This window comes from Halogeometricum pallidum JCM 14848 (genome assembly GCF_000337095.1).
GTDB lineage: Archaea > Halobacteriota > Halobacteria > Halobacteriales > Haloferacaceae > Halogeometricum > Halogeometricum pallidum.
This window is the reverse complement of the sequence record NZ_AOIV01000036.1, coordinates 32,114-50,814: the sequence shown is the minus strand read 5'-3', so window position 1 is coordinate 50,814 and position 18,701 is coordinate 32,114. Positions and strand designations below refer to the sequence as shown.

Sequence of the window (18,701 nt, the reverse complement as noted above, 5' to 3'; positions counted from 1 at the left end):
CGTCTGGCGATACTGTGGTCTCGCTGAGTCCCGCTCGCACTGCTCACGGGACCCTCGCTGCGCGCCTCGTTCCTGCGGTGGTTGCGTCGCCGGGGCACGTCGAGCGTCCGGCCCCTTTCACTCCCACCCGGTGTGGGGTGGTTAGCATCGCTGCTTCACTGTCTGCTAAGGTGTGACGACTCGGTACGCCCGCTCGCCGTCCGGTCGGCCGGCCGCCTACACTCGGCTCACGCTGTTCGCCTCGGCACGCCGCGGGACTCCCAGTAGTCGTCCCGCGCGTCGTTCGCTTCTCCCGAAGCGCCAGCGGGTTAGTCAGTCGACGCCTGCGCGCCAGTCGGTGCTCGTCGTCGACGAGACTAACTCCGCTGGCCACTCGGACCGGCCTGTCCGGCGCGCGTGCTTGTCTGTGGAGCCTTCCGTGAGCGCTCTCGCTCGCGCCCCAGGGGGCGCTCACGAAGGCGCGAGCGAGAGCGCGTAGACGGGTCTGTCGGGTGACGTTGTGAGAAGTCCGCGATGTAGGAGCATCGCGGTGTTGGGCGCGTGAGCGCCTTCAGGAACGTGTGAGTTCCAATGTCAAGTAACAACGCAACCAGTAATGTAGTTTCGGTGGATGAACAGGCGTTCGAAAACGCGGATGAAGCAGCGGTCGACGAGGACGGCTTCGAGGTCGTCGATGAGACGCCGGAATTCAGAGCGACAGTGCAGATGGAAGTGCAAGCGAAGGTGGACGCGAACCACCCGGATGGAATCGTCGATACCGATGACGAACGGATCTACGGAGCAACCCTCGAACAGGAAGAGCGCATTCGAGGTCGTGAGGAAGAGCTAGAGCGCATCAGTGCACGAGCGACGTTCGGAACGCAAGCGGGACGAGAGAAGCGGTCGCGAGACGTGGCGGTGAGACAGAGTGTGGAGCGACGGACGACGTTCCAGAAGCGAGCGGCGAGCGTGGATGTGTGGGCCGACCCGGATAGAGCCGATCCACGTGAAGAACTGTCCCAGGAGCAGTTGGCAGCGGTGAACACCCAGGCGATGCGGTTGAGCGAGAAACTCGATGGCTGGTCGCGAGCGGCGATTGGGCGGCGACTCGGTGAGGCCGTGATCGGTGGCAAGGACATGATGAGCGCGGTCGTCAGTGTGTTCGAGGAGTTGCAGACGGCGCCGGGGCAGGTGGTTCCGATTGGGAAGCTCGAGGACGTGAATCGCAAAGAGGTACGCATCGAAGGGCGTGTCGAGACGCTGTGGGTGCCCTCACATCCAAGTATCGCTCAAGTGGGCCTCATCGCGGACGACAGTGGGAAAACCCGAGTGACAGTCTGGAAAGCGTCGAATGCACCCCTAATGGACGAGGGCGAGCAGGTGCGCATCGATGGCGCGGCTCGGAACTGGTACGAAGGGCGCGTTTCACTGGCCGTCACCGGGTGGTCGAGTCTCACCTTCCCTGAGCGCGGTCGGTGGTGGGAATAACCGGTTGTCGTGGCCTTCTTTTTTGCTATGTGCCCGTTCGCCCGCTTCCCGCCACCCCACCCAACCTCCACGTTCCGGGCGGCTTACCAGCCGCCGGGCTTTCGCTACAGCTTGGTGGTGGATTCACTCCGTATGGGCGGTCTTGGATTGTTCTGAGTTGAGACTCACCGTTTGATTTCGCGATGACAGCCGTAAGGAAGCCAACGACTAAGCAGACACTCTGTTATGTCGCTATCATGAGCGCCCTCCAATTGAATCGCCGCGCAGTACTCGCTAGCGCTGGCGCGGGGCTCGGACTGGGGAGTCTCACCCAGCTGAGCACGTCAACGTCACCACCAGTAGAAGGGTCGTGGCCGCTCGGTCGAGGCGATCCACAGAACACGGCCTATACGACCGACAGCGGGCCAACGAAATCGGTGACCGTCTCGTGGACGTACGAAAAGCATCTCAGCTCTGTCAAAGCTCCAGTTATCGCAGATGGGACGGTCTATCTCGGATTCCACGACGAGGTATCCGCGTTCGTTGCATTGGACGCAGCAACTGGCACCGAGCAGTGGCGTACCAAACTCGGGGACGGGTCAGCGGTCGGCTTCCCAGATGCGGCTGCCGCTGTCGTAGACGATCTTGTTCTTGCTCCGTTCGGGGACCACCTGTTCGCGTTCGACCGCGAGAACGGAGAGATCCAGTGGGAGCGGCAGTTTGAGGACGAAATCGATGCTTCGACTATTGTCGATGGTGTCGCCTATCTCGTCATCAGAGGCAGTGGTGCCCTCGTCGCTCTCGATAGCAAGACAGGTGAGACGATGTGGGAACAGTCAATCGGAGCGTGGGCCGACGGTGCAGTCGCTGTCTCAGAGAACCGAGTGTACGCAGTCGCCACGACAGCGGATGAAACCGGTGCAGTCGTCGCCCTCGATGCGACGACTGGGGAGAAACAGTGGCAGTACACGAGCTCACACCGGCTCGCCGGGACACCGGCCGTTGCGAAGGGAACTGTCTACGCCAGTGACGCCCGTGGAGTCCACGCGATTTCGAGTGAGGATGGATCCCGTCGCTGGCGGTTCGAGGGCCAGCCGATCAAAGACCACGAATGGGGGAATTTCAGTTACGATGGGTCTGCCCCTGCAGTCGCCAACGGGACGGTCTACACCGGTGCGGCCGATGAGCGCGTGTACGCACTTGACGCCGACTCCGGTGAGAAACGCTGGGAATTCTGGACGTGGAACAATGTGACCGGCGAACCCGTTGTCACCGACGACGCAGTCTATGTCGGGAGTGAAGATTCACTCATCTACGCACTCGACGTTGAGGGTGGGACACGGTACTGGGAGTTCGACACCACGGGACGCATCAGAGGGACCGGTGGAGCAGTTGTCGACGGCCGGCTGTATATCTCGACGTTCTCCGATGGGCTCTATGTCTTGGAGGAAGCATGAATCGCCGTTCGTTCATTGGTGTGCTTGCGGGAGGTCTTACTGCCACGGCGGGCTGTCTCGGTGGATCAGGTGTGACGGGGTCAAGCGCCGAGCACATTGAACCGCGCCGGAACCGCGAGCAACGGCCGACTATCGTCGCATTCGACGAAGCTGAGAGTGCTGTTTACATCACTGGCCACATGGCCTACGGATCGAGTAGTTGTAACAAGGTCGGGATTGCGTCGACGGCGTACGATGCGAAAGCGAACTCGCTCCGTGTCGTCATGGAATCGCAATCCGAGAATTCGCTTCCCTTCCTCCCGTTCGCCTGTACCGCAGACATGGCCGCAACATGGTACCGTGCGACTGTCCAATTCGCGGGTGAGTTGCCACAAAAGGTGACCGTCGTCGAACGGCGTGGCTCCAGCGAGGACGTACGGGTGGTCAACCGCCGTGAGCAACGTCAGCTATGTACTACGGATCATCCTCCAGATTCGACGGAAGCGAAGGAAGCGCACTGGACCTGTCCCGAACAGTATGTGGCGAACTCTACGAACCAGTAGTCGGTCAAGCGGTCGATTTGACGGCCAGTGTTGGGGCGAGCCCCACGGTAGGCAGTTGCTCAGTCTGTGACTTCTAGCCGCCATCGATGACGTTTCAGTTGTCGTGCTGAATAGAACGTGCGAGTCCTTCAGACCAGAACAGATCGGATTACCTGCTTGGAAACCACCCGAGACGAGAATACACGTATTCTCTCGTTGATACTTCCACAAAGCATATTTTCACTGAATAGGTTGCCAGTTGTATGAATCGTGTTCCACAGAATCAAACAGTCCCTCAATTGAATCGTCTCGGAGGAATACTGATTGTATTCGCACTCGTAACTGTCGTCATTTCCTACCCACCGCCCGCTACCGGAATCAGGCCTCTTTTCGGCTTTGGGAATCTGTTCCTGCCGCTCTTCATCGCAGCAGGTTCGCTTGTGATCGCCACCGTCGGTGGCATACTTCTTGCTCGTAACATTGCGAGTGCACAAACAGAACGGGGCCGACGACTCGCTATCAGCGCCTTGATACCCGCTAGTGCTGTGGCTGTTGTTGGTGCGTACCTCGCTGTTGTAGCTGGGTTTGACCCGAGTACTCCCATCATCATCGGCGTCTTGACAATCGCGGCTGTAGGTGGGTTAATAAGCGAACTTGTCAATTGAACGTCCGCACCTATCTGTTGATGTGCTGATTTCACCCTCGAGATTCAGCACGCAGCTTCTGACAGCGTCCGGTGAGGTTTCTGTGGTCGTGCTGAATACAGCGCGCAAGTCGCTCAGAGACAGACAAAACCGTTGGGTTCATACTACTATTGATGAAATATATTGTACAGATGACGGATGGCCCCTCCAGACGCCGTGCTCTCCAGCTGTTTGGGACAACTTGTGGCATTTCCCTTTTGTCCGGGTGTAACTCGACTCAGAGTTTCACATCGTCTCCGTTTGTTCCACAGTTCGATGCCAGGTACACTACGAACCAACCAACAGAGGCAGTCGTGGCATCAAGCATAACGACGCAAACTGGGCCACCTTACTATGCAACTCTCATTACAACCGAGGAACAGGCTGACGAGTTGCTACGGATCGAGACCCTCCCTGAGCACGCCCACTCAGAGTGGCAGTCGATAAACTATGAAGAAGAGTTTGTTGCAGTCTTCCTGTCTCGATTTGATCTCGGAGGACCATCCGGGAGCAAGCCTGCGTCGTCCATCGAAGAGGACACGTTCGTCTTCTCCCTCAATGGGATGGATGGTGAGTTCTACTATCAAAATCACATCTACACCATACTTGAGAGATGGACGCTCAATGGCGCTGATGCCCCGCAAGAGAGTGTCGTGAAACTCAACTATGGAGAGTGACCGACACACCCTCTGAGTGTTGCACGTGAAATCTGACAGCGATTGGTGAGCTTTGTACGGTCGTGCTGAACTCAGCGCGCATAGTCAGCATCGTAATCTCTGAACCAATCAGTCACGAGAATAGCCGGGGATTGAGATAGTGTCACGAGTATTGCTCAAGTTGGCAAACACATCCCCTGCCCGTTTGACGACTACTTCAAACTGAAGAGTATCGTTTCCGACAGCGTCATTCAGAGTATTTGCCGAGACGACTTCGAGATTATCGTGGGTCTGGGAGTGAGCTGTTAAACTATAGAACCCAGAGCCAGTCTCAAAATCATCTACAATGACTGTGTCACCAGATTCAGGAAGGTCGTAGCTGCCCCAAACGGGCCGTTCAGTAGAACCATCGCGTGGTGCATAAACAAGGGTCAAATCCATCTGCTCAGGTTGTCCTGTGTCTGATCGGAGAACGATTCGGTCAACCGTTGCCTGTCCTTCATCTGAGGACGAAGAACAACCAGCAAGTCCAGATAACGTTACCAAACCAAGTGTCCCAGAGAGGAGGGCTCGACGACGCATATTCAATCAAAAGTTTTGATGCATAAAATATCTTGCTGAACTGAAATTTACAGTCAAACATGCATGCTCACTGTGCTGAATTTTCCCTCTAAGTTCAGCACGCACCTTCTGTCACCACTTGGAGAGGCGACGAGACCGCAGTGTTGTTTTTCTGCCCCTGAGGGGTGAGGGGCGCAGAGAGATTCGCGATTCGTCTAGTGTCCCTCGTGAGTACCATGGCAACCAGAGACATCTACGAAACGAGCTTCGACGAAGACGTCCAGTGTGAATCCAGTTCGAACACCTGTCCCGAATGCAACGGCCACGTGGCGACCAACGCAGTGGAAACAGTTTGTGAAGACTGTGGGCTGGTCATCGCAGACCAGCAGATCGACCACGGCCCCGAGTGGCGCTCGTTCGAAGACGACAACAGCAATCGCGAACGGACAGGTGCTCCACTCACAGCGGCCCGTCACGACCGGGGCTTATCGACCACGATCGGGCGCAGAACCGATGGGAAGGGACGCACGCTCTCAGGGTCGAAACGATGTCAGCTTGCCCGACTGCGACGTGAGCAGACGCGGGGGCGGTTCCAGTCGAAAGCCGAGCGCAACCTCGCACACGGGTTAGGTGAAGTTCGAAGAGTCGCAAGCGCTCTCGGACTTGCTAGTTCGATTCGTGACCAGGCGTGTCAGCTCTTTCGCAGTGCCCAACGCGAGGACCTCTTGCTTGGCCGGTCGATCGAAGCGATGGCCGCCGCCAGCGTCTACGGGGTCTGTCGGTGTCACGGACGACCACTCGCCCGTGATGACCTCGTCGACATTGCTCGAGTCGACCACTCGAGTATCACGAACGCGTACAAAACGCTCAACAGAGAGTTGGGACTCCCGACACAGCCCGTCGCCCCACAATCGCTCATTCCGAAACTCGCCTCGGAACTCAATGTCAATTCACGGGTTCGTCGTCGAGCGCGGACGCTTGCCGAGCGTGCGCATGAGACGTCCATTACGAACGGCTCTCAGCCGTCTGGGGTTGCTGCAGCCTGTCTCTATCTCGCCAGTCGTGAACACGGAGAGTCGCTGACACAGGCACAGGTTGCAGCGGCCGCCGGAACGACGCCGGCGACACTTCGAGCGCGACGTACAGAACTTACCAAGCTGGTCGACGGGGAGGTCCAAGTCGCATCAGCGTAGGGTTCTCCGAGTGAGGACAGCGTCGACAGACAAGACGAGTGCTTCTGTGGCCGAACGCAACCCGAGTGCGGTTCGTCGAGGCAGTCTCGATATTGAAATACGAGGACGGATAAAATCGAGACAAGCCGATGACTGACCACTACGTCGACCACGAAGCACTCCGTCCGGTGGGTGAAGCAACCCGGGCGGCGGATTGCGAACTCGGTGCTCGATTCGACGCTCAAAATCGAGAAGAGTCTCTCGTAGGCTACCCGGCCGAGAATTACCAGCGAGAGACCAATTGTGCCTCTTGTGGGACGTCGATTCCGCCGGGGCAGCCAAAGTGCCGATTCTGTCTCACCCACCATCTCGATCCATCGGACGAGCAGCGTCACTCGGACACTGGGTTGTCGCTCTTGCACGTCGTGCACCTGTTCGTCGAGTCGTCGACGTACTACGGCGCCGTCGCAAAAGGAGCCGCCGCAGCGAGACTGCTTGTGACGAATTCGTTTGATCCCGTCGTCGACGAGTGCCAGCTCATCTACGACTTCGACGAGGCGCCTGCCGCACAGGTGACCGACGAATGGCCTGTACTCCCCGACGCGATGGGAACCACCTCGGAATGCGGTAAGGAGGCGCTTGCGGTCGCTCGTGAACGAACGGCTTGGGGAAACACCACTCGCTCAGCGACTGAACACGCGACGTACCTCTACGACGAAAGCGGGAGCCCCATTCAGGATGAAGCGCACCTCTCGGCACTCCTCGAGAGCACAGGCGACGATGGCTGGCTCGTTCCAGCGATTGCACTCCAACGCTCACCCGTAGAGACGCGTTCGGAGTCTCAAGAACACCAGATACCAACGAAGCGGTCGCTGCAGTGTCGAGAGACCACACATCGGCTTTCGGCGTTCGAGGATAATCCTGACGACGCGTGGAGTGGACAGCCAATCTGGGAGTGCAATCTCTGTGGAACACCCTGCTTTGGGTCAAATCCGGGAATAGAGACGTAGGGTCGCGCAGAGAAATTTCGAGAGAATGGTGGGGGAGGAGGGCCGAACTGTCAGCGAGTCATTGTGCCGACAGGAGTAGCGAAGTGAGTTCCATATAAATTCTTTCTGGAAAGAAAACTCGTGAACGGAACTAAACAGCAGAGTGGTTCCGATTTGTAGCCTCGGAGAGATTTTATTTGCCCCCTGAAGGGTGCGGGGCACTCGAGAGGTGCCTCGTCGACCCATGACGAACGCATTTGCACACCTCGACAGTACTTGGAGAGTCGTCAAACGAGCCCAGTATGAGGCATTCGAGTTCGAATGCTGCGATGGCGGTATTCGCGTCAGAAACTGCAGTCACGCTGAACCAGCGAAGCACGAGTACCACGTCACCGTCGACGGTGGGATTCCGGTAGCTTGTGAGTGTCCAGCTGACGCGAAGTATTCCTCAGCCTGTAAGCACCGTGTCGCAGTTGCGATTCGGACCCCACTCCTCGATGCCGCTGCAACACAGGCGGTCGCTGACGGCGGAACCGTCGTGAGCGACGGCGACGCTGGAGAGACAGACGAGTGCGACTGTGCAGACCTCGGCGACGGGGTTCCCTGCTGGGAGTGCTATCGAACGGGGAAGCGAACGCTGCCGGAGTAACGCCGACTCACAGCTCACGAAGCGAGCAGCTATCGGTGGTTCTTCCCCTAAAGATGACAGATTGAGTATACTAAACGTAGAATTCGGATGTGTCAGGTAGTCATTGTCGCTTCCCAGTTTATTACGACGAAGAAGCACTTGTAAGAGTGCAACTCTGCCGACTACTCTTCGTTACGTTTCCAAGCATTCAGTCCCCCATCAAGGGCACTCGCGTTTCGGCCTTGATCTTGGAGTTGACGGGCAGTCTCCGTTGAGGCAACACCCGCATCGCATACCATAACCAGTTCCTCCTCATCGGAGAGATCTTCCAACTCGGCTAACGCTGCCTCCACATTGCCTGATAGAAGTTTCTCCCGAATCGGTCGGTTCACACTTCCCTCAATATGGTATTCCTCGTAGTCGGTCTCTGAGCGAATATCAACCACACACACGCCTTCGTCGTTCTCCAACTGTTCCTGAAGCGTTTCAGGGTCAATCGTGGTCATCACGGGCACATTCCAGGGCGAAGTTCATGAATACAGTGGTCTTTGTGGGTAACCGACTCGCGCGCTGAGTTCCACACACCCCCAGAAAATCATCGTATCTTCTGACAAAACCGCCGGGCGAATGGCGAAGAGAATCACCACCAGGTTCAAGCAACATGTGAACAAAATAACTCTATGAACCTCGGTATCATTCTGGAGACCAACGATCCTGAACGCGTCTGGAACGCGTTCCGTCTCGCCAACACAGCGCTTGATTCGGGCCACACGGTCGAGGTGTTTCTCCTCGGCGACGGTGTCGAGGCACCGGACCTCGAACACGAGAAATTCAATCCCCACGATGTGATGGTCAAATACACTCGGAATAAAGGAGAACTCCTCGCTTGCGGAACGTGTCTCGACTCCCGCGATATCGAGGCGGACGACCTCAGACCACGAGCGACGATGCAAGACTGCCTCGGAGTCGTCGAAGATGCCGATAAGGTACTGACGATCGGCTAATCAGAACCCGTCGAGCGTAGAGGCTTCAGTTAGCGGCCGTCTGATCGGCTTGGCGGGTCTTTTCGACCTCTAATGGATCTGCTGTCGACGTCGCCGTAACTAGTCGTAGGAACTGCCCGGCGTTCGTGAGAATTTTGTTCTCTGCCTTCCGGAGGTGTTCTTCGTACGTCGAACGAGCGACAGCGGTCTGGTCAGCCAGTTCTCTGAGTGATGTCTTGCGGGGTTGCTCGTAGTATCCGCTCTCCAGCGCCAACCGAAGCGCCGCCAGTTGTCGCTCAGTAACGTTCTCGAACAACTGGTCGACTGGAGCCAACATACTGTGTGGAATTTGTTGTTCCGTAATCGCGGTTTTCGAGAGGACTTCGATATCACGATCTGCCTCCAGATCGTGTAGGAGTGCTCTGACGTCGCTCTCGTCGAATGCGATCACCGTGTAGTGTTCCCATCCCTGACGATGGATCGTCGGCGGCTGGTACAGACAGTTATGTGCTTCGAACCGCTCGATGATGGAATCTTCCAGTGAACAGAGGCAGGATTGCGTAACGACGTGAAGCCCAGATTCATCAATCGACTTGTGGAGAATTGTCCCGATGTGGTCAATCTCGTCAAGTAACTCTTCAGTTGGCGAACCAGGTGCTGTGATTTCGATCACCTGGCAGTCGCTCAGGTACCACTCGCGAATCGTGAGATCCGGGTGGCGTTCCGAGATTTCGCGATACGGACACTCGTGTTTGACCCGGAACGAGGCCTCGTAAAGACTCATAGAGATGTATTCGAGCTGAATTTGATTAACAGTGCCGGTCATGTCCGGCAGTAGCTATACACTAATACTCCCCGTATCAGTAACCACTGATGTCGAAGATTACCCCCGAGAAACTGGGCGAACGATTACAGACTGACGATGATGACCTGCTCGTGGTCGACATTCGCCACCAAGAAGCGTTCGATGACTGGCACGTACCGGGGTGTATCAACGTCGACGTCTACGACGAACTGACCAACGGCCCTGACGAGGCCAAGGACGGTCTTTCGGATCTCTCCGAGCAGAAGGAGGTCGTAACTGTCTGTGATGCGGGCATCGCTGCTGAGACGGCAGCGGACGTCCTTCAAGAGATGGACTACGACGCCAAGGCTCTCGCCGACGGGATGAACGGGTGGAGCCGGGTTCACCGTCACGCGCCGGTCGGCGTTGACCTTGACGGCACGCTCGTCCAGGTCGCACGGCCGGGGAAAGGCTGTCTCTCACACGTGCTCATCGCCGACGGTGAAGCGGTCGTTTTCGACCCATCACACTACCTCGAGGAGTACGAGGCGATTCTCGACGAGCACGACGCCGAACTCGTCGGCGTCTTCGACACGCACGCTCACGCCGATCACGTCTCCGGCGCTGCAGAGTTCGCTAACCGTCACAGTGTCCCCTATTATCTCCACCCGAAGGATGCACTGGCCATCGACGCGACGCCTGTCGAAGACGGGCAGTCTATACCGGTCGGGAGCCTCGACATCGAAGTTATCCACACGCCGGGACACAGCGAAGGAAGCGTCTCGTTCGATATCGATGGCGCAGCGTTGATCACGGGCGATACGCTCTTCCACGAGAGCGTCGGACGTGTCGAGCTCGGTGTCGAAGCAGGAATCGAGGACTCAGATGCCGAACAGAACGCCGCGACGCTCTACGAGAGCCTCCAGCGACTACTAGACCGGCCAGACAACGCTCTGGTCCTGCCGGCGCACGACCCTGGTTCGCCCGAACCGCCGGTGACCGCGACCCTTGCGGAGGTCAAGGAACGGAACGAAGATCTCGGACGTGATCGCGAGGCGTTCGTCCAGGAACTCGCGTCGGATATACCGGATCATCCGCCGAACTTCGAGCGCGTCAAGCGAACGAACGTGGGACAGGAGTCAGTTCCTGCTGACGAACTGGCCGAGCTCGAACTGGGTCCGAACAACTGTGCAGCTGAGTGATTCATGAGTACGGACACTGAACTCAAACAAGGGATCCGCGAACACCTCGGACAGTTCTCGCTGCACGTCCTCTTGGTGTTCGCGACCGGGTTGACCATCGGGTCCGAGCGCGCCGTCGTCCCTGTGCTGGGGCGCGACGTATTAGGTGTCGAATCGCTGTTCGTTATCGGCTCGTTCGTCGTCTCGTTCGGCTTCGTGAAAGCGCTGCTCAACCTCTACGCCGGCAAATGGGGTGGTGAATACGGCCGCAAGCCCGTGCTCATCCTCGGATGGGTGACCGCACTCCCACTCCCTGTCATCCTCATCTTCGCGCCGAGCTGGGGGTGGATCACCGTCGGGAACATCCTGTTGGGCATCAACCAGGCGTTGACTTGGAGTATGGCGATCAACGCTAAGATCGACATTGCAGGTCCCGACCAGCGAGGACTCGCCGTCGGTATCGACGAGGCGTTTGGATACACCGGCGTCGCCGTCGGTGCCTGGGTCACAGGCATCATTGCCGCCCGGACGAGCCTCCGGCCCGAACCGTTCTACTTCCTCGCCGTCGTCGTCGTCCTCGCGTTCCTCATCTCGGTCTTCCTCATCAAGGAGACGGTCCAACTCGCGGAGGTGGAAGTCGAGGATGACGACCACCACGACGCGAACCTTCCGTTCGTTGAGGTACTGAAGCGGGCGACATACGGCGATAAGACGCTGTTCGCCGCGGCACAGGCAGGTCACATCGAGAAGTTCGTCGATACGTTGTTCTGGCTCGCCGTCCCGCTATATCTCACAAGTCAGGGCCTCGGTATCGCAGCGGTCGGATTCATCGTCGGCGTCCATAGCGTGATGTACTTCCTACAAATTGCAACGGGTGGCCTCGCGGACCGTATCGGTCGGCGTCCGCCCGTCGTCGCGGGGATGTTCCTTGCCGGCGCGGGTATCCTCGGAATGGTATTCGTCGACGGCTATCTCCCGTGGGTCATTCTCTCGGGCGTATCTGGCCTCGGGATGGCGTTGCTCTACCCGAATCTGATGACCGTTCCCGGCGACGCCGCCCACCCGACCTGGCGTGCGACTGGGATGGGCGTCTACCGGATGTGGCGAGACTCCGGCTACGGAGTCGGTGCGATCTTCATCGGCCTCTCGATGGAGTTCGTAAACGCGGAGGCCGCCTTCTACATGACTGCACTGTTGATGTTCATCTCGGGTGCAGTGGTGTACATCTGGATGGAGGAGACTCATCCGGACTTCGGCACTCATGAGCCACCAGCTCCTGCAACGGAGCCACGAAAACAGGTAGTAACCGAAGATTAGTCGCCGATTTGCTACCGTCGCTCTTCACCCGCAATAGTCATCAGGATTGACGGAGTATTGTATAGTATGGGATACACCATACAGACACGCACCGATGACGCGTTTGACGATGTCGTTGACCAAACGGTAGCCGCACTTCAGGATGAAGGATTTGGGGTGCTCTGTGATATCGACGTCCAAGCGACGTTCGCTGAGAAACTCGACGCGGAATTCCGCCAATACCGAATCCTCGGGGCTTGCAATCCTCAACTCGCCTATGAGGCTCTGGACGACGAACTTGAACTCGGTGCCCTCCTCCCGTGTAACGTCATCGTGTACGAGGACGACGACGGAACGACAGTTGTGAGTGCTGTGGATCCACAACAGCTCGTCGGGATTACCGACAACTCCGAGCTTGACTCGATTTCCGAGGATGTCTCTGAGCGATTCGAGCGCGTACTCGATTCACTCTGACTGGCCGTCCAGTGACCAATGGCAGACTCCGGCCCTCACAGCTCACAAGTTGATCTCGAAACCGCTGATATTCCAGACTTGTGGAAACGAATCGGGACTGATGCCACTCGAATAACTGACGAACGTAACCCTATCGTCCCGATTTAGGCCATTTGTTATCGGTAGCATATTTTTGACGAGGGCATACATAATTGTAATGGCATCTATTACATTTGTAGGTTCAGCTAATGTTGCCCTTTTGTATTGTAATTCCTAGTTGGTTAGCAAGACTATGGAACCCCCTCCTTGGGGGGATTTCGGCACGCCTGTGAAAATTTCCTTATTGATTTTGGAATTTGAGTTGTCGTGGGACAAACGAAGATTGATGATATTGTCATCTCTATAAAAGACTGTAATGTCAGACGATAAAACGCACGCCGCCGGTGGAGTCGAACCAGGCGACACAAGCAAGCGGGTCGGTATGGAGGTAATCCGTGAGCGTGGTGTCGATCCCGAAGAACTACGTGAGAAGCTGATCGACGCTATCGGCGCGGAGTTCACCACTTATTACTACTACACAAACCTTCGAATGCATTTGGCGGGCGAAGAGGACTACAAGGAGATCACCGAGGATGCGCGTCTGGAGGATCGTGCGCACTTCGAGTTAGTCGTTCCACGGGTCTACGAACTCGAGGGATCACTCCCGAATGATATCCGCGACTTCGCCGACCGTGCCTCTTGTCCAGACGCCGAGGTACCGACCCCGATGGACGACGAGGGTGGATTCGACACGTCCGAACTCGAGGTCGAAGACATTCTCGAAGTACTTCTCGAGGCCGAGCGCTGTGCGATCCGGACGTGGAGCGAGATCTGTGATATGACGCGGGAGGCCGATCCTCGTACGTACGATATGGCACAACGCATTCTCAACGAAGAGATAGACCACGAGGCGTGGTTCATCGAACTGCTGAGCAAGGAGCGCGACGACGAGATCAATCCGGCCGGCCACTTCGCACGTGGTGAGCCTGGGGACGCGCCGTACTCGACGAACAACCGGTTCAACGATTCGGCGTAGGCGGTCGCGTCAATCGACCGTCTCTGTATCCCTGTTATGATGGCTACCGACGATGGACCCGACATATGGACGGTGACGATTACGATACCCAAAGACGTCGACCGCGACGACGCGGGGCGGACATTCGAGATCGAGGTGTCCGCGGACGAGACGATCCTCGCGGCCGCCCGCCGTGAGGGTGTCTGGCTACCGGCCGACTGTCAGCAGGGGTGGTGTACGACCTGCGCAGGTCGAGTCGTCGACGGGGAAGTCACCCATCCGCACGCCCGCCGCTACCACGACGAAGACCGTGAGGCTGGCTTCGCACTACTCTGCACGGCGAGACCCCGGTCGGATGTCACCGTCGTCACCGATCAGTACGACGAGTTGCTTGCGTTTCGAGCGAAACATGACCGCCCACCAGGGAACGCGAAATTCAATGACGACTAACCCGGCGATGTAGCCCACCTGCTGCCACTCACACGACCGGATACGGATGGCGAAATATACCTACTCTTCTACACAGCTTAGCCCAACATACGCTTCGTACCACGAACCGTCGCCATCATATGGTTTGGCACCAACCAGGAGAGCATTAATCGGGCCCCGCAAGCTGAAAACGAGTACGCGGTGGGATGCTTATCGTTTGATGTCTGATCGAATGATAGACATTACAGATCGTCACGATGTGTCCTCTCCGTCTGAACTACTCCATGCTATCCACTGTTGAATGAGCTGATTCACGTTATAGAACACGAGACCTACTGACGCGAGCGTTGTGATGAAGTAGACGATGAGGCCAGGTGGCCCTCCGATTGACGTCCCTATGATGCCTCCAACGAGTCCGACAAATGTGAGTTCGACCCACGTTACGACAATCCGTGATGCAAGCTGTGGTTTCGTTTTGGAGTGAGATTGGGAATTCATTCGTGGTTCATCAAGTTCGACGGTTTTTGAGCCCCAAGGATGATTTGACTTGCCTGTGGGGTTCTTTTGTAGATCATCTGTACGTTTCCTCGCTTTCGATTGGACCGCTGAACGCGGAATAGAGCACGACAAAATACCCGAATACTAGGGGGAGTAGCACACTCGCCATGATCGTCATGAGGTTGAGCGGCAGCGTCGAGATGATGGCGTCGCGAATCGTTAGCTCAGCCGCTCGATCGACGACCGGGAACATGAGTCCTGCAAGCAGTGTGACGAGTGCAAAGACGAGCCCGGCCGCGATTACGAAGGTCAGATGATATCGCTGCGTACGGAACGCGAGGATGTACCCCGCGACGAGACCTCCGGTCAGGAGGACGAGACCGACGATGGCAGGTGATTGGAACGAGGGGCGTAGGCTTGGGGTAGTACTATACACGAGTCCTAGCGTGAGGCCAGTTAGTACGAGATAGCCAATGGCTGCCCGTACGCCATACGTTCGTGCGTCATCTCGGAGCGCCCCCCGCGTTTTCAATCCGAGGAACGCCGCGCCATCGACGACGGTTAGTGCTACAACTGCAAGGCCAGCAAGCACGCCCTGTAGACTGATGAGTGCGGATGCACCAAGGAGCCAGTTCATCACGAAGATTCCGAGCAGGAACGGCGTCGTCGTACTGCCGATGATGAACGCGTATCCCCAGAACCGTCGCCACTGGGTGTCTTCACGTTCTTCGTACATCTCCGGTGCAAGCCCCCGAAATCCGAGTGCGGCGAGGATCGCGAACATCAGCAGATAGTACCGGCTAAAGAGGTTTGCATATACTGCGGGGAAGGCGGCGAACAGGGTCCCCCCAAAGACGACGAGCCAGACCTCATTACCGTCCCAGAAGGGACCGATAGCTGCGAGTAGTTGCTCTTGTTCGTGCTCGTCGTCACGGGTAGCGAAGAGAATGCCGACACCGAAGTCGAAGCCATCGAGAAAGAGGAACATCGCGAAAATGAAAAACAAGAGCGCGAACCAGAGTTCTGGGAGTGGAAGTCCAAACAGCGGCTCGCTTGCGAGCGATCCAATCTCAGTCACTCGTGGTCACCTCTGATTCCGTCGCTGTCGAATCCGCGCTGCTCTGCAGGTCCTCATCTGCTGGTGGCCCTGCCCGAATGAGGCGACTGACGACGTAGGTGTACAGCCCCAGTAGCAGTGCGTAGCCGGTGACGAATCCGAGCAGTGTGAACGTTGCTTCTGCACCCGTTAATCCAGGTGAGACGCCGGCTTCGGTCTTCATAACGCCCTGAATGACCCATGGTTGGCGGCCGACTTCGGTAACAATCCAGCCGACCTCGACGGCGACGAAGCCAAGCAGTGACGACCCCATCAACGCCTTATGGAGGAGGTCGTCCTCGAAGAGTTCCCCGCGCCACCAGCGATACGCACCCCAGAATGCTAACAAGATGAACCAGAAGCCGAGCGCGACCATAATGCGGAACGCCCAGAAGACGATTGCGACTGGTGGTGCCTGTGTGTCGAAGGACTTGAGCCCGCGTATCGTTGCCTGTGGATCACCACCGCTTGCAAGCCACGATGCGCCACCTGGTATCCCGATGCCGAAGAGGTCCTTGGTCCGGGGATCCAATAGGTCGTTGACGTCTGTCGGGAACGCAACGATGTACTCTGGGACATACGATTCAGTCTCCCAGACTGCCTCCATCGCGGCGAACTTCTGTGGCTGGGTTTCGTAGACGTGACGGGCGTATGCGTCACCGTGGAGTACCTGGAGTGGGGCTGTGATGAGTAACGCGACGAGCGCAATCTTGAGCGTTTTTTCCCAGAACCCGATGTGTTCGATCGGATAGCCCCAGACGTGGTGGCGGAACACGTAGTAGGCGGCGACGCCAGCCATGAAGAGCGCGACTGACTCGACGGCTGAATTCTGCATGTGGACGAACATATACGGGAATCGTGGGTTGAGATACGCTGCTAATGGATCGGTGAGTTTCACGACACGGTGGCCGTTCTCGACGACGACCTCGAATCCACGGGGTGTTTGCATCCAAGAGTTCGCGATGAGGATCCAGACAGCCGACAGCCACGTCCCAAGGCCGACAGCGATACTCGAGAGGAAGTAGAGTCGGTCGGACACTCGTTCGCGGCCAAAGACGAAGATGCCGAGGAATGTCGCCTCGAGCATGAACGCCATCATCCCTTCAAGAGCGAGTGGGCCGCCGAATAGTTCGCCAGCGGTCGTTGAGAAGGCGGCAAAGTTCGTCCCGAACTCGAACTCCAAGACGAGACCGGTGACGGTTCCGACGACGAAACTCACTGCGAAGATACGGGTCCAGAACCGACGAAGTTGCTCGTAGATTGGTTGTTCTGATCGAACTTCTTTCCACGTGAAGTAGATGAGGAAGGGTGCAAGTCCCATGCTCATCACGGGGAAGATGATGTGGACGATAGTGGTAATCGCAAACTGGAGTCGACTTGCGATGACGGGATCAACCACTAAAATCACCACCTCGTGTATCCCGCTGGAGACGGCATATTGCGTATCTGAGAGACGTATCTACCTTGGATCGACGGCTCAACCCTGTTCGTTGATTGTTCTTCGGAGAGGGGATAAAGGGGAACGCGTTGGGTTGGCATCAATGGTATTTCGCGATGGACGCAAATTAACGGGCGTCGGATTCCCATCGAATGGGAATCCGCCATCTATTCATCCCTGATCACTTCGATAGCTTTGCTAGAGAGACTCAGTCGACGGCCAAGATCAGCATCTCACAGACCCACATGACGAACACAGTACTCAACACCGAAATCGATCGCAGTAGTACCGGTGAGCAGACTGCCGAATCGCAGTCGCTTACTACCTGTCCGGAATGTCAGGGACGAATCGTTCGCGATGACGAGCACGGTGAGACACGCTGCGAAGACTGTGGGCTGATTTGCGAAGACAGAGCACTCGATCACGGTCCCGAGTGGCGTTCTTTCGATACTGAGGAGCAGGACGAAAAGAGTCGCGTCGGCGCTCCAACGACGCAGTTGATGCATGATAAGGGTCTCAGCACGACGATCGGCTGGCAGAATACCGATGCCTCTGGACGGGCCGTTCCAACGGAGAAACGTGCTCGCTTAGAGCGGCTCAGAACATGGGACGAACGGTTCCGGACGAAAGATGCCCAGGAGCGAAACCTCAAGCAAGCACTTGGTGAGATCCAGCGGATGGGTTCCGCGCTGGGGCTCCCCGAGCCGGTTCGCGAAACGGCCGGAGTCCTGTACCGCCGCGCCGTCGAATCGGATTTACTCCCCGGTCGGTCTATCGAAGGGATGGCGACCGCCTCACTGTATGCCGCTGCACGGCAACAGCATTTCCCACGGCCGCTGACCACGTTTGCAGACATCAGTCGCGTCGAGAAAATCCGCATCCAACGAGCGTACCGTTATCTCTCTCGCGAGCTTGGCCTACAAATTGAGCCCGAGGATCCGTCGACGTACATTCCCCAATTCGCGTCAACCCTAGAAATCAGTGATGAAGCTGAACGAACGGCACGAGAGCTACTTGACGTAGCAAAGAATACCGGCACTCACAGCGGAAAGAGCCCTGCGGGATTAGCCGCAGCCGCCCTCTATGCAGCGACTCACTTGACTAACGAACAGCTCACCCAGGCAACAGTGAGTAACGCCGCGGATGTGAGTATGGTCACGATTCGGAATCGCTACCAAGAACTCCTCGAAGTCTACGCGGAGCAACTGTAAGTCTGGACGGGGCCTGAAGCAACCAACTCATGATACAGCGTACTATCTACCGATGTACGAACCGAACCGAGATATGAGTACGTTCGAGCACAAGACGGATGCAGAAATTCTAGAGACACTCCTTGAGCACGCTCCAGTCCACGTCACGGATCTCGCTATGGCAAC

General features: G+C 57.1%; 18 protein-coding genes. 13 read left to right on the top strand and 5 right to left on the bottom strand.

What is annotated here, in order from left to right:
- The first annotated feature begins 570 nt into the window (after positions 1-570).
- The 3 genes from C474_RS14090 to C474_RS14080 all read left to right on the top strand — a co-directional run bounded on the left by C474_RS14090 (position 571) and on the right by C474_RS14080 (position 4,784).
- A complete protein-coding gene (locus C474_RS14090; protein WP_008387976.1) occupies positions 571-1,467 on the top strand; it encodes an SOSS complex subunit B family protein in 897 nt (298 codons plus the stop codon).
- 236 nt (positions 1,468-1,703) lie between these two features.
- Positions 1,704-2,903, top strand: coding sequence for an outer membrane protein assembly factor BamB family protein (locus tag C474_RS14085; RefSeq protein WP_160166842.1), 1,200 nt, complete (start codon positions 1,704-1,706; stop codon positions 2,901-2,903).
- Between the two features lie 1,518 nt (positions 2,904-4,421).
- On the top strand, positions 4,422-4,784 hold the full coding sequence (locus C474_RS14080) for a hypothetical protein (RefSeq protein ID WP_008387973.1): 363 nt from the start codon (positions 4,422-4,424) through the stop codon (positions 4,782-4,784).
- Positions 4,785-4,892: 108 nt separating this feature from the next.
- Here the strand turns inward: C474_RS14080 and C474_RS21640 are convergent, their stop codons facing one another.
- Positions 4,893-5,345, bottom strand: coding sequence for a hypothetical protein (locus tag C474_RS21640; protein ID WP_083862048.1), 453 nt, complete (start codon positions 5,343-5,345; stop codon positions 4,893-4,895).
- A 215-nt stretch (positions 5,346-5,560) separates the two neighbouring features.
- Between C474_RS21640 and C474_RS21635 the strand changes: the two genes are divergently transcribed.
- From C474_RS21635 to C474_RS21625, 3 genes are all read left to right on the top strand, one after another.
- Positions 5,561-6,517 (top strand): transcription initiation factor IIB, encoded by a 957-nt coding sequence (locus tag C474_RS21635; RefSeq protein WP_083862047.1) that lies wholly within the window; start codon positions 5,561-5,563, stop codon positions 6,515-6,517.
- A gap of 128 nt (positions 6,518-6,645) precedes the next feature.
- The gene (locus tag C474_RS21630) at positions 6,646-7,506 is read left to right on the top strand and encodes a biosurfactant protein 1 (RefSeq protein ID WP_083862046.1); all 861 of its coding nucleotides are present in this window, start codon (positions 6,646-6,648) and stop codon (positions 7,504-7,506) included.
- A gap of 223 nt (positions 7,507-7,729) precedes the next feature.
- Positions 7,730-8,134, top strand: coding sequence for an SWIM zinc finger family protein (locus C474_RS21625; RefSeq protein ID WP_083862045.1), 405 nt, complete (start codon positions 7,730-7,732; stop codon positions 8,132-8,134).
- 161 nt (positions 8,135-8,295) lie between these two features.
- Here C474_RS21625 and C474_RS14070 read toward each other — a convergent pair whose 3' ends face one another.
- Positions 8,296-8,619, bottom strand: coding sequence for a rhodanese-like domain-containing protein (locus C474_RS14070; RefSeq protein WP_008387970.1), 324 nt, complete (start codon positions 8,617-8,619; stop codon positions 8,296-8,298).
- A 174-nt stretch (positions 8,620-8,793) separates the two neighbouring features.
- On the opposite strand from C474_RS14070, the gene C474_RS14065 reads away from it, so the two are divergent.
- Entirely contained in the window at positions 8,794-9,117 is a 324-nt protein-coding gene (locus C474_RS14065; protein WP_008387968.1) for a DsrE family protein, read from the top strand.
- A gap of 25 nt (positions 9,118-9,142) precedes the next feature.
- On the opposite strand, the gene C474_RS14060 is transcribed toward C474_RS14065, so the two are convergent.
- Positions 9,143-9,880 carry a helix-turn-helix domain-containing protein gene (locus tag C474_RS14060; RefSeq protein ID WP_049917044.1) on the bottom strand — a complete coding sequence of 246 codons (738 nt, stop codon included), beginning with the start codon at positions 9,878-9,880 and terminating at the stop codon, positions 9,143-9,145.
- Between the two features lie 89 nt (positions 9,881-9,969).
- On the opposite strand from C474_RS14060, the gene C474_RS14055 reads away from it, so the two are divergent.
- From C474_RS14055 to C474_RS14035, 5 genes are all read left to right on the top strand, one after another.
- Positions 9,970-11,082 carry an MBL fold metallo-hydrolase gene (locus C474_RS14055; protein ID WP_008387964.1) on the top strand — a complete coding sequence of 371 codons (1,113 nt, stop codon included), beginning with the start codon at positions 9,970-9,972 and terminating at the stop codon, positions 11,080-11,082.
- Positions 11,083-11,085: 3 nt separating this feature from the next.
- On the top strand, positions 11,086-12,378 hold the full coding sequence (locus C474_RS14050; RefSeq protein WP_008387962.1) for an MFS transporter: 1,293 nt from the start codon (positions 11,086-11,088) through the stop codon (positions 12,376-12,378).
- A 66-nt stretch (positions 12,379-12,444) separates the two neighbouring features.
- Entirely contained in the window at positions 12,445-12,831 is a 387-nt protein-coding gene (locus C474_RS14045) for a DUF302 domain-containing protein (protein ID WP_008387960.1), read from the top strand.
- A gap of 394 nt (positions 12,832-13,225) precedes the next feature.
- The gene (dps, locus tag C474_RS14040; RefSeq protein ID WP_049917016.1) at positions 13,226-13,885 is read left to right on the top strand and encodes a DNA protection during starvation protein; all 660 of its coding nucleotides are present in this window, start codon (positions 13,226-13,228) and stop codon (positions 13,883-13,885) included.
- A 36-nt stretch (positions 13,886-13,921) separates the two neighbouring features.
- The gene (locus C474_RS14035; protein WP_008387956.1) at positions 13,922-14,314 is read left to right on the top strand and encodes a 2Fe-2S iron-sulfur cluster-binding protein; all 393 of its coding nucleotides are present in this window, start codon (positions 13,922-13,924) and stop codon (positions 14,312-14,314) included.
- Positions 14,315-14,864: 550 nt separating this feature from the next.
- Here C474_RS14035 and cydB read toward each other — a convergent pair.
- Complete coding sequence (cydB, locus tag C474_RS14030) at positions 14,865-15,869, bottom strand: cytochrome d ubiquinol oxidase subunit II (RefSeq protein WP_008387955.1); 1,005 nt, start codon at positions 15,867-15,869, stop codon at positions 14,865-14,867.
- Positions 15,862-17,286 (bottom strand): cytochrome ubiquinol oxidase subunit I, encoded by a 1,425-nt coding sequence (locus tag C474_RS14025; protein ID WP_049917042.1) that lies wholly within the window; start codon positions 17,284-17,286, stop codon positions 15,862-15,864. Before C474_RS14025 ends, cydB begins: the two co-directional genes overlap by 8 nt.
- A 284-nt stretch (positions 17,287-17,570) precedes the next feature.
- Between C474_RS14025 and C474_RS14020 the strand changes: the two genes are divergently transcribed.
- Entirely contained in the window at positions 17,571-18,536 is a 966-nt protein-coding gene (locus C474_RS14020) for a transcription initiation factor IIB (RefSeq protein WP_049917041.1), read from the top strand.
- Positions 18,537-18,701 lie beyond the last annotated feature (165 nt).

Coding starts and splice junctions, on each gene's coding strand:
- C474_RS14065 (WP_008387968.1), top strand. CDS start 8,794: ATGAACCTCGGTATCATTCTGGAGACCAACGATCCTGAACGCGTCTGG.
- C474_RS14060 (WP_049917044.1), bottom strand. CDS start 9,880: ATGAGTCTTTACGAGGCCTCGTTCCGGGTCAAACACGAGTGTCCGTAT.
- C474_RS14020 (WP_049917041.1), top strand. CDS start 17,571: ATGACGAACACAGTACTCAACACCGAAATCGATCGCAGTAGTACCGGT.
- C474_RS14055 (WP_008387964.1), top strand. CDS start 9,970: ATGTCGAAGATTACCCCCGAGAAACTGGGCGAACGATTACAGACTGAC.
- C474_RS14070 (WP_008387970.1), bottom strand. CDS start 8,619: ATGACCACGATTGACCCTGAAACGCTTCAGGAACAGTTGGAGAACGAC.
- C474_RS21630 (WP_083862046.1), top strand. CDS start 6,646: ATGACTGACCACTACGTCGACCACGAAGCACTCCGTCCGGTGGGTGAA.
- C474_RS14050 (WP_008387962.1), top strand. CDS start 11,086: ATGAGTACGGACACTGAACTCAAACAAGGGATCCGCGAACACCTCGGA.
- C474_RS14085 (WP_160166842.1), top strand. CDS start 1,704: ATGAGCGCCCTCCAATTGAATCGCCGCGCAGTACTCGCTAGCGCTGGC.
- C474_RS14035 (WP_008387956.1), top strand. CDS start 13,922: ATGATGGCTACCGACGATGGACCCGACATATGGACGGTGACGATTACG.
- C474_RS21625 (WP_083862045.1), top strand. CDS start 7,730: ATGACGAACGCATTTGCACACCTCGACAGTACTTGGAGAGTCGTCAAA.
- dps (WP_049917016.1), top strand. CDS start 13,226: ATGTCAGACGATAAAACGCACGCCGCCGGTGGAGTCGAACCAGGCGAC.
- C474_RS14090 (WP_008387976.1), top strand. CDS start 571: ATGTCAAGTAACAACGCAACCAGTAATGTAGTTTCGGTGGATGAACAG.
- C474_RS21640 (WP_083862048.1), bottom strand. CDS start 5,345: ATGCGTCGTCGAGCCCTCCTCTCTGGGACACTTGGTTTGGTAACGTTA.
- C474_RS21635 (WP_083862047.1), top strand. CDS start 5,561: ATGGCAACCAGAGACATCTACGAAACGAGCTTCGACGAAGACGTCCAG.
- C474_RS14045 (WP_008387960.1), top strand. CDS start 12,445: ATGGGATACACCATACAGACACGCACCGATGACGCGTTTGACGATGTC.